The sequence below is a fragment of the Magnetococcales bacterium genome (genome assembly GCA_015228935.1).
Classification (GTDB): Bacteria; Pseudomonadota; Magnetococcia; order Magnetococcales; family DC0425bin3; genus HA3dbin3.
Genome location: JADGCO010000021.1, coordinates 37,908 through 51,496 on the forward strand (window position 1 = coordinate 37,908; position 13,589 = coordinate 51,496).

General features: G+C 55.8%; 9 protein-coding genes and 1 tRNA gene. 7 read left to right on the plus strand and 3 right to left on the minus strand.

The window, feature by feature from the left end:
- Window positions 1-269: 269 nt before the first annotated feature.
- Window positions 270-345 (minus strand) — tRNA-Phe (locus tag HQL65_07420).
- 121 nt (window positions 346-466) lie between these two features.
- Between HQL65_07420 and HQL65_07425 the strand changes: the two genes are divergently transcribed.
- From HQL65_07425 to HQL65_07440, 4 genes are all read left to right on the plus strand, one after another.
- Window positions 467-1,414 carry a 50S ribosomal protein L11 methyltransferase gene (locus HQL65_07425; GenBank protein MBF0136054.1) on the plus strand — a complete coding sequence of 316 codons (948 nt, stop codon included), beginning with the start codon at window positions 467-469 and terminating at the stop codon, window positions 1,412-1,414.
- Between the two features lie 74 nt (window positions 1,415-1,488).
- On the plus strand, window positions 1,489-2,541 hold the full coding sequence (mtnA, locus tag HQL65_07430; GenBank protein MBF0136055.1) for an S-methyl-5-thioribose-1-phosphate isomerase: 1,053 nt from the start codon (window positions 1,489-1,491) through the stop codon (window positions 2,539-2,541).
- Between the two features lie 83 nt (window positions 2,542-2,624).
- Entirely contained in the window at window positions 2,625-3,224 is a 600-nt protein-coding gene (locus HQL65_07435) for a PilZ domain-containing protein (protein ID MBF0136056.1), read from the plus strand.
- Window positions 3,225-3,231: 7 nt separating this feature from the next.
- Entirely contained in the window at window positions 3,232-4,962 is a 1,731-nt protein-coding gene (locus HQL65_07440) for a PilZ domain-containing protein (protein MBF0136057.1), read from the plus strand.
- 41 nt (window positions 4,963-5,003) lie between these two features.
- Here the strand turns inward: HQL65_07440 and ccsA are convergent, their stop codons facing one another.
- Window positions 5,004-5,819 (minus strand): cytochrome c biogenesis protein CcsA, encoded by an 816-nt coding sequence (ccsA, locus tag HQL65_07445; GenBank protein ID MBF0136058.1) that lies wholly within the window; start codon window positions 5,817-5,819, stop codon window positions 5,004-5,006.
- Between the two features lie 99 nt (window positions 5,820-5,918).
- Here ccsA and ispD point away from each other — a divergent pair, with 99 nt between their 5' ends.
- Together ispD and HQL65_07455 are read left to right on the plus strand one after the other, a co-directional pair.
- Complete coding sequence (gene ispD, locus HQL65_07450) at window positions 5,919-6,644, plus strand: 2-C-methyl-D-erythritol 4-phosphate cytidylyltransferase (GenBank protein ID MBF0136059.1); 726 nt, start codon at window positions 5,919-5,921, stop codon at window positions 6,642-6,644.
- 138 nt (window positions 6,645-6,782) lie between these two features.
- Window positions 6,783-7,262 carry a 2-C-methyl-D-erythritol 2,4-cyclodiphosphate synthase gene (locus HQL65_07455; GenBank protein ID MBF0136060.1) on the plus strand — a complete coding sequence of 160 codons (480 nt, stop codon included), beginning with the start codon at window positions 6,783-6,785 and terminating at the stop codon, window positions 7,260-7,262.
- A gap of 102 nt (window positions 7,263-7,364) precedes the next feature.
- Here the strand turns inward: HQL65_07455 and HQL65_07460 are convergent, their stop codons facing one another.
- The gene (locus tag HQL65_07460; protein ID MBF0136061.1) at window positions 7,365-9,365 is read right to left on the minus strand and encodes a cation:proton antiporter; all 2,001 of its coding nucleotides are present in this window, start codon (window positions 9,363-9,365) and stop codon (window positions 7,365-7,367) included.
- A 513-nt stretch (window positions 9,366-9,878) separates the two neighbouring features.
- Between HQL65_07460 and HQL65_07465 the strand changes: the two genes are divergently transcribed.
- A complete protein-coding gene (locus HQL65_07465) occupies window positions 9,879-13,538 on the plus strand; it encodes a transporter substrate-binding domain-containing protein (GenBank protein MBF0136062.1) in 3,660 nt (1,219 codons plus the stop codon).
- The last annotated feature ends 51 nt before the right edge of the window (window positions 13,539-13,589 follow it).

Here is a 13,589-nt window from a genome sequence, read left to right on the forward strand (position 1 = left end):
CATGCAATCGAAAAATATCTTGCCATGTTGGCGGAAAAAGGTGGAAAAGGATTTGGTGATGAAGCGCCGCCGTTTAAGCCTCCACATCGTTCCGTTTTTTGGAAGTGCTGCTCTGTCAAAGATCAGTTCATTCGACATCCAGGCCACCATGGACCGTCTGGAGAATCGGTATCAAAAAAGCGGGTGATTTTTTCTGGCGGAATTACACAGGAATTACACAAGACCAACAAAAAAGGGCTACAGCGCACTCTGTAACCCTTTGGTATATATGGTGCCCAGGGGCGGAATCGAACCACCGACACGAGGATTTTCAGTCCTCTGCTCTACCAACTGAGCTACCTAGGCACACTGTTCTGAAACCAACCCGAAAAAGATCCCGGAAAAGACGAGCCAAGGAACGGTGCTTCACCAGGACGAATGGCTTATACTACGACTCCCGATAACGTGTCAACGTCCGTGAATGCACATGACCTGGGAATTGCGTTTTTGTCTGGAATCTGACCGGCAGTCGCGTGTCCGTGAGCGGGTGAGCGATTTTCTTCTGGCAGGAAAAGCCACCGCAGTCACCATCATGGATGCCTCGGCCAAGGGAGTCTTGACCCCTGACACGGATTTTACCGACTGTCAGGTGGTGGCTTATTTTTTGCCGGATCATGATCCCCTGGCAACGGAACTGGAGCTGCGACTTTTTTTGTTTTCGCTGGGGGTGACCCGGGACCCGGCCCCACAGTGGCAACGTCTGGCCGATCAGGATTGGCAGGAAGGCTGGAAAGTCGGGCTTGGACCACAACCCGTGGGGCAAAAATTTCTGGTCGTGCCGTCCTGGATCACCCCGGCGTCGGACACGTCCCGGTTGATCATTCGTCTGGATCCGCAGATGGCTTTTGGCAGTGGCTCGCATGCCACCACCCAGGGTTGCCTGATCGCCATGGAAGAGCGTGCCGCAACCCACCCATTGGGGGATTTTCTCGACCTGGGTACCGGCTCCGGCATCCTGGCCATTGGCGCGGCCCTGTTGCACGCCGGTTCCGTTACCGCCACAGACCCCGATCCGATTGCCGTCACCACCAGTCGTGACAATTATAATCGCAACTGGCAGAATGGCTTTCCGGAATTTTTCTGTCTGGAAACCGACCTGCTTCCCCGGGGACGCTACCATACCGTGGTCGCCAATATTCTGGCCCCGGTCCTGTTGACGATGCTGACCGCCCAGGCAAAAATATCAACAAACGAGGAACCCTCTTTGGCACACATTCTGGTTCCTGGAGGTTTCCTCATCCTTTCGGGTATTCTTGTCGAACAGGAAGAGTTGATTGTGGCAGCTTGTGCCAGGGCAGGTTTGGAGCGCATCCAGACCCGGCATTGGGACGAATGGAGTGTCGTGACGGCCTGCAAGCCACAGACGCCATCTTGACAAACCGTCTCCCAATATCCGAAACGGGAACAATTCATCATGAACCTGCCAGCAACAAACGTGCGGGGATACACATGAGTTTATTCGAAGTGGTGGGTTGGCATCAGGGAACAGTGCGCATGCTGGATCAGCGATTGCTGCCGGATCAGGAACTCTATCCGGAATATTCCAGCGCCGCCGAAGTGGCAGAGGCCATCCGGTCCATGGTGATCCGCGGGGCACCGGCCATCGGTTGCGCAGCCGCTTTCGGCGTGGCGGTCGAGGCGTACCGTCTCTCGCGGCAAGGCATCTCTTCCGGCTGGAAAGAAGCCCTGCTTCCCGGCTTCCAGGTCTTGCTGGAAAGCCGTCCGACAGCGATCAATCTGGCCTGGGCAATTGCGCGGATGCAGCGGGTCATGAACGCGCATCCAACACCCGCAGACCTGCCCGCCCGGTTGCTCGCCGAAGCCGAGGCGATCCATCGTGAAGATGTGGCCTCCTGTCGGGCCATCGGTCAGCATGGGGCCGCACTCGTCCAGGCACCCGACAATCGTCCCCTGACCATCATGACCCACTGCAATGCCGGTGCCCTGGCAACAGCCGGTTATGGCACGGCCCTGGGTGTCATCCGGGCCGCGCACGCCGCCCAAAAGTCCATCCGGGTGGTGGCTTGTGAAACCCGCCCCTATCTCCAGGGAGCGCGGCTGACCGCCTGGGAACTGGTCAAGGAAGGCATTCATACCACCCTCATCACCGACAGTATGGCCGGCCACCTGATGAGTCAGGGCGAAATCGACATGATTGTCGTCGGCGCCGACCGCATCGCCGCCAATGGCGATACCGCCAACAAAATCGGCACCTATACCCATGCCGTATTGGCCAATCGCAACGGCATTCCCTTCCTGGTGGCCGCCCCCCTCTCCACCATCGACCTCCATACCTTGCGCGGCTCTGACATTCCCATCGAGGAACGTCCTTCCGAAGAGGTAACCCATTTTCTCGGTCGGCGAGTCGCCGCCGCAGGCGTCCATGTGCGCAATCCCGCCTTCGATGTGACTCCTGCTGAACTCATCTCCGCCATCATTACGGAAAAGGGGGTCGTCCGGGCACCCAATAAAGAAAAAATCAAGGCCTTGTTCAACACCTGATCAACAGAAGCTCCCAAACCGGCAGCATGTGAAAAGACTTTAAACAATCTTTGGATTCTCCCGTCAAGGACGCAAGACAAGCCATGTCCGCTCAACAGTTGACCAGTGCAGAAAAACAGCAACGCGAATTCGTTCGCATCGATGACATGCTCCCCTTCGCCTGGGCCAAAATTCCTGAAGATGAGATCAAGAAAATTTTATTGCACTATGAAAAACACCGGGAATTCCCGGCCAAGACTGGTGATGTCAATGCACTTCTTTCCTCCATGGACATCAACGACAAATTGAAACTGCTCGAACGCGAGGAACCCAATCTGGCCAAAATTCTGTCCCGGTTGGACATGAAACTCAACTTTCTCATTCGCCTGTTTCATCCGGGTGAGCAGCAACAACCCTTGATCCCCACCCCGATCAACCTGAGCGGAGGCGGCCTCGCCTTCTGGGAACGGGATGTGCCCCTGGAGATTGGCGAGGTCCTGCATATCCGCATCGCCATCTCTCCCGACTCTTTGGCCGTCATCGAGTGTTACGGACGGGTGGTCCATGTGCGTCACAAGGATCATGACGACCTGGACAAGGTGGCACTCAATTTTGAACCCATCCTGAGCCAGGATCGGGAAACCATCATCCAACACATTTTCAAACGCCAGGCCGAACGTCTGCGTGCCAAAAAGCAGGTTTGACCGCATCATGGACAAGTCTCCCAAAAGTGCGCGGGACAATCCCTTCCCTGGAAACCGAGGCAAGGCCTTCAATCGTCTGGAACCGGATGTTCCCTTCTGGTGGCGTAAAATCACCCGTCATCTGATGACTGCCCGTACCCAACAGCTCCGGGTGGATGGCAAACTTCCTTTCAGTCGCATCAATCTGGAACAATTTTTTACGGATCATCTTCCAAAGCTCCGTAAAAGGTCAGCCAACGAGCAGTCCGCTCCCGCCCTGACAAAAAGAGTTGATATCCTGACCAGCCTGGAAGACAAGCTGGATGCATTCGTGGCCATGCTCCAACCAAAAAATGGTCAGGGACGCATTCATCAAACCCCGATTCCCATCCAATTCGGTGGACAACGTTTTGCCTTCTGGGAAAAAGATCCAGACCTGCAAACCGGTGATCAAATCGAGATTCACCTGGGTCTTTTTCCGGATGATTACATATTGTTGCATGGTTACGCCCAGGTGATTCAGACCGCGACGGATCCGCAAAGCGGGTTGACCCGGGTTTTTTGTGAAATGGTGATCATGGGACATGATCCTGTACGTTCTGCCCACATCATGCCGCGCCTCCACAAGCAACCAGACGTTCCCAAGGCAGATGTGTCCCATGCCAGACCACTCCCCACCACTTCAGTTTCCACCACCACGGAAACGCCTGCCCAACCCGCACGTGACTTGACACGTGTCGAACCGGCTCCACCGGCAGCGCCCCTTTCAGCCCGGGAAATACAAACAAACACTCCCCTGGTCTCGGAACCTTTGTTTCAGGTTGACGCCGGGCCAACCGATGACAACGCGGCCAATCGTCGGCAGGCCTACCGAGTCAATGACGATATTGCATTCTCCTGGAAAGTTGTCAGTCACGAAGATATCGCAGAAGCCCAGAATTATTTCAGACAGCACGATCGTCTTCCCATACGCAACAAAGAATCCCGCATTCGCGATCTCCTTGATCAATATGTTGCAAATCTGCAACGTCTGGACAAACGCTTCTCGCGTACCGAGGTCCTGCTCTCCTGGTTTCGTTTTGAGTTGCTGGCCTTGTTTCAACGCGCCATGCGTTCCAGTGACGAGGAAACGGTGTTGATGTGCGCCGTTCAACTTCATGAAATTTCGAATGAAATTGTTTCAAGACCCGAGTCGATCACCCCCCAGTTTGCGCAGGTGATGACGCTGATTCGCAAGCGTCTGGAACAGCAGCAAAAAAATTCCGTCCTGGATCCCCTTCTGGCGGCCAACAGGATCAATGAGGGAAAGGATCTCATCCTTAAAACCAATCGGGAAATTGACAAAATCATTCAGGAAGTTGCCACGCTGACACCGGCCTTGACCCAAAAGGTCGAGCTGTTCCACAACAGCATGGGAGCGATCCAGCTTCCCCAGACGGCGGGGAAAATAAAACGATCTTCCGGCACGGAGCATATGACCAAAAGCCAAGTCAATCTGAGCGCCACTGGGGTGGCTTTCCGGACCAGCGAAACTTTTCTTGAAAAAGGGGATTATGTCCAACTCAACCTGGAACTGAGTCCCAATGGCACCGACTTCATCACCTACACGGCCTATGGACAGATCGTCATGATCAAGCAGCTCTCCGTGGGAAAGCCTCTCCGTATTGCCACGCAATTTATTCTCATACCCAGAAAAATGGAAGAACATCTGGGTGCCCACATTGCCCGCCGGCAAAGAGAGTTGCTGCTGGTAAAATAATATTTTCCTTGCTGAAAACAAAACCCCGTCTAAACCGGAAACTACCGGTGCAGGATCAATTCCGATGCCACCTTGACACCCAGGTAGGCGAGAATCAGAAAAGAATAACCAGCCGCCGTAAAATGCACGGCACGCCGGCCACGCCAGCCGTGTCGTTCATGTCCGTAGAGCAGCAGACCGAATACCACCCAGGTGACCCAGGATAGAATCACCTTGTGATTCAGGATGAAATAAATTCCCTGTCGCTGGTGGGAAAAAAATCCACCGGTCAGGATACTCAGGGTCAGCAGGACCATTCCCAGGCGCAAAATCCAGAACATGCGATCTTCGAGAACGCCCAGGGGTGGAAACATGCTGAACATGGGGCCGAATTTTTTTTTGCGCAGGGCATGCTCCTGGAAGGATTCCAGAACGGCCAGGACGGCGGCGATGGTCAACAGGCCATAGGCGAGCAGGGACAAAGTCAAGTGACTGATCAGCAGAGGATCTTCGACATCCCGGAGAACGGGATGTTCAGAGGGAATCACCCGCGACAGCAGCAACAAGATGAGAATCAACGGCAACAGGATCAGGCCGACTGAACGGGCTTCATGGCGTTCCATGCGCCAGCCCACCAGAAACAACAAGCCCATGAATATGGCCACCAGGTTCAGGGAGTGGGCCAGATCCACCGACAGCATGCCGCCGCCCCGAAACAAGGATGCCACCAGGAGCAGACCTTGTGCAGTCCAGCCGACAGCCACCACCCACCAACTGGCAAGGGATGGCTCCGTGATTTCCCGCAAATGATTACGTACAAATATCCAGGTGGCCGCGCCATAGGCCAGGACGGATACCCAGAACAATACGTTGACCATGCAAACCGCCTCATCTCTTTCAGGACTGCCCATTGACAAAGGTACGCCAATTATCTACTCCATCTCCAGGTCCAGTGCAAACCCGTTGCAGGATGATGCATGGAAAAGAGCGAGTCATCAGGAGAAGAGACCAGACCTTGCACCATGATTGTCGTGGCCGCCGGGCAGGGCAAACGTTTTGGGGGTGGGTTGCCCAAGCAGTACCGTCCGGTGGCGGAGCGTCCGTTGCTGGTTCACACTCTGACACATTTGCACGCCCATCCCCTGATTGATCGGATTGTACCGGTGATTGCCCCGGATGGTCTGGTTCTCTGGGAAAAAATCATGCGGCCCTGGCTGGAATCCCTGCCCAAGGTTGCCTGGCCTGTCGCCGGCGGCGCGGAGCGGCAACATTCGGTGCGCAATGGTTTGGCAGCCTTGGACCTGGCACCCGATGCCTGGGTGGGAATTCATGATGGTGCCCGCCCTCTCGTACTGCCTGATCTTCTGGACCGGCTTTTCCAGGCCAGATCCCTGGCCGATGCCCTGCTGGTGGCTTTGCCGGCCCAGGATACCGTCAAACAGGTTTCACCCGGACAGCATATCATGACCACCCTGAATCGTCAGGAAATCTGGTTGGCCCAGACTCCCCAGATTTTCCGTTATGCCCTCGTGCAGGCTGCCCATGCGCAGGCCGTTGCATCCGGGTTCATAGGCACCGATGATGCGTCACTGGTGGAACATCTGGGTGTGGCGGTGCGGGTGGTGTCGGGTGATGTGCGCAACATCAAGGTGACCCATCCCCATGACGAAACCATCGTCACCCTGTTTTTGCGCGGAGGCTGATCATGAAAATCTGCATTGGACAGGAACTCCATGTTCACGCCCGGGTTGCCAGACGTTCCCTGGTGCTGACATGAATATTCACATTGGACAGGAATTCCATGCTCACGTCTGGGTTCCCGGACAGCCTTTGGTGCCGGCATGAATATGCGCATCGGGCAGGGATTTGATGTCCATGCCTGGGTGACCGGGCGGTCCCTGGTGTTGGGTGGGGTGCATATTCCCCATGCCCAGGGATTGTTGGGACACTCCGATGCCGATGTCCTCTTGCATGCCGTTTGCGATGCTCTTCTCGGTGCTGCCGGTCTGGGGGATATTGGCCACCATTTTCCCGATACCGATCCAACCTTCAAAGGCATTGACAGCACCCTGCTCGTCGAACAGGTCATGCACCAGTTGGTGCAAGCGGGCTGGCAGGTCATCAATCTCGACACGACCATCCTCTGCCAAAAACCCAAACTCGCCCCTTACATGCCGCACATGCAATCCCGCATCGCCGCTTTGCTGCGGGTGGAACCAGCCCAGATCAACATCAAGGCCACCACCACGGAAAAAATGGGCTTTGTCGGCCGCCAGGAGGGAATGGCCGCCATGGCCGTTGTCCTGCTGGGTTCAAGGTAAAGCAAAAAAAATGCCAAAAAACCAAAAAATTTGCCATGGCCCGCCCCCTGGGCTTTTTTGCAAACGGCGCAAAAAAGCGGAGCCAGCCCCCTGGACCCCGTTTCAGACAGGCCCATAACCAAAGCCATGATCAGGGCCGGTTGTCTCTGTCTCGGCCAGGCGACGCAGGGCATTGCAGGCAATGGGAGTTCCGATGACGGCCACCAGATCGTTGGGCTTGAATTGAAAATCGGGATCGGGATTGGCGATCAGTTCTCCCAAGCGCAACACCCCAACGACAGACGCCCCGGTCTGTTCGCGAATCCGGCCTTCCCGGAGCGACCTGTCAATCAGAAAACTCGTGCCAGACACGGGGACCCATTCCAGATCAAATTGCGGCTGGGCGGTCTGCATCTGCTGGAGGGTTTGCAGGTCCAGGGCACCATTCCACAAGGGACCATAAGTATCCTGGCGAATGGTATCGCTGTATTTTTGGATGGTGGTCAGGGGAATGTGCTGGTGCAGCAAGGCCTGACGCACAAATTCCAGTCCTGCCTCGAATTCCGGATGAATGACCCCCACAGCCCCGGCATCGCGAATCATGTGCATGTGACTGATATCCGAAGTCCGGACCACGATGCGACACGACGGATTCAGGTCATGGGCCTGACGAATCACGCCCAGAACCACGGCCAGACCGGGTGTGGTGATCAACAACATGTTGGCACGGGTCATCTTGGCGGCCTTGAGGACCGGTCTCTGGGCCGCATCACCAAAAATGACCGGCAAACCCTCAACCTTCGCCAGTTCCATGCGACGTTGATCGAGGTCGATCATGACAAAAGGTATTTCCAGGCGTTGCAGGACCATGGCCAGTTGGATGCCGATCCGACCGCACCCCACGACGACAATGTGTTTTTCCAGGCGCGATTTGGGCAGATTGACGCTGTAGAGTGGTTCACGTCGAAAATGACGTCGTTGCAGGGCATACAGACGTGCGGTTTGTCCGGACACCATGGGCGTGAGGACCATGGTCATCACGGCAGCCGACATGACCAGGGCATGAACCTCCTGGCTGATGCCGCCACTGGCAAGGCCCACCTTGGCCAGAACGAGGGAAAATTCGCCAATCTGGAACAGGCCGAGTCCAACCGCCAGAGGCACGACATTGCCGTAGCCAAACACCCGGGCCAAAAAGAAAAAAATCGCCGCCTTGCCGACCCCGACCGCCACGACCAGAATGACGATTTCCCGCCCATGTTGCAGCAGAAAGAATGGATCCAGCAACATGCCCACAGAGACAAAAAAGAGCAGACCGAACAAATCCCGGAGGGGCACGATGTCGCTCAATGCCTGGTGGCCATGGTCGGATTCACTCAACACCATGCCCGCCACAAAGGCACCAAACGCCAGGGAAAGACCAGCCAGATAGGTGGCATAGCCAACGCCCAGGCCAATGGAAGTGACGGCCAGCAAAAACAGTTCCCGGGAACCGGATTTGGCCACCCGGGCCAGAATCCAGGGCAGAAAACGGGTGCCCAGAAGAATCATGCCCGACAGAAAAGCACAGGCCTTCACGACCGCCATGCTCAATATGGGAAGTCCTGCCGCTGGATCATTGAGTTTGGGCAGAATGATCATGAGAGGAATGACGGCCAGATCCTGGACGATCAACATGCCGATCATCACCCGGCTGGAGAGCGTGCCAATCCACCCCTGGAGCATCAATGTCTTGAGAATCACCATGGTGCTGGAGAGGGAGATCAGGGCACCCAGCCACAAAGACGGCAACCAGCCCCAACCCAATAACCAGCCCACTCCATATCCATACGCAATGGTCAGGACCATCTGGATGGGCGTGCCAATCAGGGCAATACGACGTACCGGTTGCAGCTCCTTGAGGGAAAACTCCAGCCCCAAGGCAAACAAAAGCAGCGCCACACCGATTTCGGAGAGCAGGTCGATATCGTGAACGTTGGAGACGGTCAGGATGCCGGTGTTGGGACTCACCGCCACCCCGGCCAGAATATAGCCAATGATCAAGGGGAGACCCAGACGCTGGGCGATGATTCCGCCGACCAGGGCGGCCAGCATGATCATGACAATATCGGTGGCAATGCCCATTCAGGATCAATCCTTTGATAAAAACCGGTCCGATACATTCAGGTCTTGCGGCATGACCGTGCTGGTTCAGCATGAATCCGACAAACGACCTTCACTGATAAGCTGCTTTTCGTTCCTCCCAGGTTATTCCCTGGTGGTTTGCCCGCCCGCATGGTCCACCTCCGTTTCACCCGGCGATGGGAGACTCCCCCATTTCATGAAAAATGTCAAGGTGTTTCATATTGTTGGATTCGGAGTCGGACGCGGTCGCCACCATCAAAGCTGCGCCCCGGCATTTTCAGGAATTGGAAGGAGCCGGGACAACTGCCCCTACCGGTTGGCGCATCCAACCCGGTTTATGGCATTGAGATGGAGCCTCCTTGCGGATTATGATGGACTGGAGGAGTAAAATGCTGGACAATCCGGGCATGGAGAAGCCGTTTCCGTGTGACAGGGTGCCGCATCTTCGAATTGGGTAATGTTCTTATGGCTGAACGCGATTGATTTGTCACATCCGGAATTGTGAATTCACTTGTGTGCAAAAAATTTAATCTTTTGACCCTCTTCAAGTTCTCTGTCTGGCTCATTTTTCTGAGTATCGGATCAGGTCCGGGTCTAGCCGAAGAAAAGCGCCTCATCGCCCACATTCGCCATCGTCCGCCGTACATGATTGTTCAGGGACAATATTTCGGTGGATCCCTCAAGGAAATTCTCGATCTCGCAGCCCAACGAGCAGGATATCACGTCGAGTGGCAGGATGTCCCCTTTGCCAAAAGCATTGAAGCCCTGAAATCCGGGGAAGTGGATCTGGTGCCTCGCACCGTTGTCACCCCGGAACGACATCAGTGGGTTCGCTTTCTGCCACCCATCGGCTTCGAACAGCAGGATATCCTCTTCCTGACCCGCAAAGGCCGGGAAAAAACCATCCGCAACTATGATGACTTGAAAAACCTCCGCATCGGCCTCAAAAAAGGCACCGCCTATTTTGAGCGGTTCAACAAGGATACCACCCTGAACAAACACCCGTTCGCGGGAGATGATTACGGCCTGCTCAATCAATTCATGAGCGGTGCCGTGGATACGGTGATCATCCTGGATCGCCGCGCCATGGACAGTACACTGGCAGGCATGGGATTCACCGATTTCGGTTATGCCCAGTACCGACTGATTCAAAACCTGGAGCTGAATTACGGCTTTTCCAAGGCCTCGACCCACCCCGAGGCCGCCGATGCCGTGGAACGGGAATTGCGGACCATGATGGCCAAAGGGGAGGTGGATACCCTGTTGGCCCAAGGCCTCATGGGACCTTCTGACACGGGACCAGTCTCCCGTTTGACCCCGGAAGAGAGTCAGTGGTTGTCAGAACACCCGGAACCCTTCCGTGTCCGTTATGAAGCGAATCGAGCGCCATTCCATTTCATCCAGGACCAGCTTCCCCAGGGGTTTTCCATCGATTATCTGGATCTTTTAGCCACCAGACTGGCTCTTCCCCTGCAATATGTCGTCGCGGCTCCCGGTTCCAACGCCCTGCAACAGTTGCAAGATGGCACAATCGAGATTGTCCTGGATCCACTGCCGGAGGGGAAAGAAAAAAAATCTTTTATTTTTACAGCGCCCTATCCAGGCAGTGCATCGGGCATGGCCTTGCCGGAAAAAATGACTCCTTTGCGGGATCTGTTGCAGAAGGCCATGTCCCGGATCACCACCGAAGAGATGAAACAGCTTCGGGAAAAATGGCCGGCGGTTTTCCAGCAGGAAATGGTCACAACAGCCTCTGCAAACGAATCCTCACCGCAATCGCGTCTCCATTTGTCACCCGAGGAAACCCTCTGGCTGCGCGACCATCCCCGGGTCCGATTGGCTGTGGAATCAAACCATCCACCCTTTGAAATGCTCCAGGATGGCAAATGGATCGGACTGACCGCTGATTTCATCGCCTTGTTGGCCAGGATGACAGGGATGGCACTGGAACCCGTGCCAAGAATCTCGGAGGCAGATGGACCCCAGATGGTTATCGGGCAACAGGCCGACGTGGCTTCTGCATTTCTGTTTCTGGAGGAACGGCGCGATCCCCTGCACCTGACAGAAGGATACATCACCTTTCCGGTGGTGATTGTCACCCGACGTGACGCCGCCTTCGTCAATGGCCTGGATGACCTGACGGGACTCAAGGTGGCCGTGGTACGAAACGGGCCAGAGGCTCGTCTGCTGGAAAAGCATCACCCCCTGCTCCGCCAGGTTCTGTTCAACACCACGGCTGAGGCCATGCTGGCAGTGGATGCTCGCCAGGTGGACGCCCTGGTCGAAAATCTCGCCAAAGTGAGCCATACCCTGAATCACCTGCAACAAGACCGCTTGCACATCGCCTCCCCCACCGCCTACCAGGCCGGACTCTTCCTGGCTGTGCGTTCCGATTGGCCGGAACTGGCGGCAATTCTGCAAAAAGCCCTGAACCAGATCAGCCCCAGGGAAAAAAATGCCATCCGCAATGCCTGGATGGCCGTGCAGATGCAGATCGGTGTTGATCTCAAGCAACTGTTCATCTGGGGCGGACCATTGCTGCTGCTTGTCTTGCTGGTGATCGGCTTTGTGGTGGTCTGGAATCGCCGCCTGGGCAGGGAGATTGTCGAGCGCAAAGAGGCAGAATCTGCCCTGGAGGCCGCAGAGGAGTACAGCCGGTTGCTGCTGGAATCGGTGGGAGAAGGCATTTTTGGCGTGGACCAGGAGGGACGTTTTCACTTTATCAATCCCAGCGGCGCAGCCCTGCTGGGGGTAAAGCCGGAAGAGATCATCGGCCAAAGATTCTGTTTTCTGCAACACCATGGCGATTTCAACAGTGCCGCCTGTCAGAAGGAAGAGTGCCTCCTGCGACACTCCATTCTGCGGCAAGAAACCTCGCGCTGTACCGACAAACAATTTTTGCGCAAGGATGGCACCCCTCTGCCGGTGGAATACACCAGCCGGTCCATCCGCAAAAACGGCGTGCATGTGGGTACTGTGGTGGTTTTTCAGGACATTTCCGAACGTTTGCAGAGTGAACAACGCATCCGCATCCTGAGCAGCGCAGTGGAACAAAGCCCGGTTTCCATCATCATTACCGATCCGGAAGCCCGGATCGAGTATGTCAATCCCACTTTTGCCCGGATCAGCGGCTATCGTCCCGAGGAAGTCCTTGGGCACAATCCCCGTCTGCTCAAGTCCGGCCAGATGGATGAGAAGGTCTACCAGCAACTGTGGGACACCCTGCACAGGGGTGAAAACTGGGAAGGAGAACTCCTCAACCGCAAAAAGAACGGAGAACTCTACTGGGAATCCACCACCATTTCAACGATCCTGGACCGCAACGGTCGGGTCAGGCACTATCTGGCCAACAAGGAGGACGTCACCCAGCGCAAGGCAGCAGCAGAGCAGTTGCAGGAGGCCCTTCGCCAGATCTCCAGCAGTATCCAGTATGCCAGCCGCATCCAGCGTTCCATCCTTGCCCTGCCCGAAAAGCTTGCCGAAACCCTGCCGGAACACTTCGTTCTGTGGGAACCACGGGACATGGTGGGCGGCGACATGTACTGGTATCGTCCCTGGGTCTCCGGCACCTTGCTGCTGTTGGGAGATTGTACCGGCCATGGAGTGCCCGGTGCTTTCATCACCCTGATTGCCAACGGCGCACTGGATCAGGCCCTGTTGGAAACCCCACCCGGAGATACGGCCACCCTGTTGCAGCGTATGCACCAGTTGATCCAATCCGCCCTGGGACAGGATCAAAAACAAGGGGAATCCAACGACGGGTTGGAACTGGGGGCCTGTTATCTCGATCCCTGTCAACCCCATCTGACCTTTGCCGGTGCCCGATTTTCCCTGTTTGTTGCCGAGGAGACAGAGGTCCGGGAGATCAAGGGCGTCCGGTCAGGCATCGGGTATCGGGAGGTGAATTGGAATGTCGAGTTCAAGAATCATGAAATTCTTCTGCGGCCCGACTGGTGCTATTATATGACCTCCGACGGTTTGATCGATCAGGTTGGCGGAACCCCCAGGCGCGGTTACGGCAGGCAGAGATTCATGCAGTTGATTGCCTCGCTGCGCTCCCACCCCATTGCCCGGCATGGCGACCTGATCAAAAATGCCCTGACGGCCTTCCAGGGCAATGAAACCCGGCGGGATGATGTTTCGGTGGTGGGATTCAAAGGGATCGTTCGTTAACCCATCTTCGCAGCTTTTCCCATTTTTCGAGCTGCTTTTGAGATGATTTCA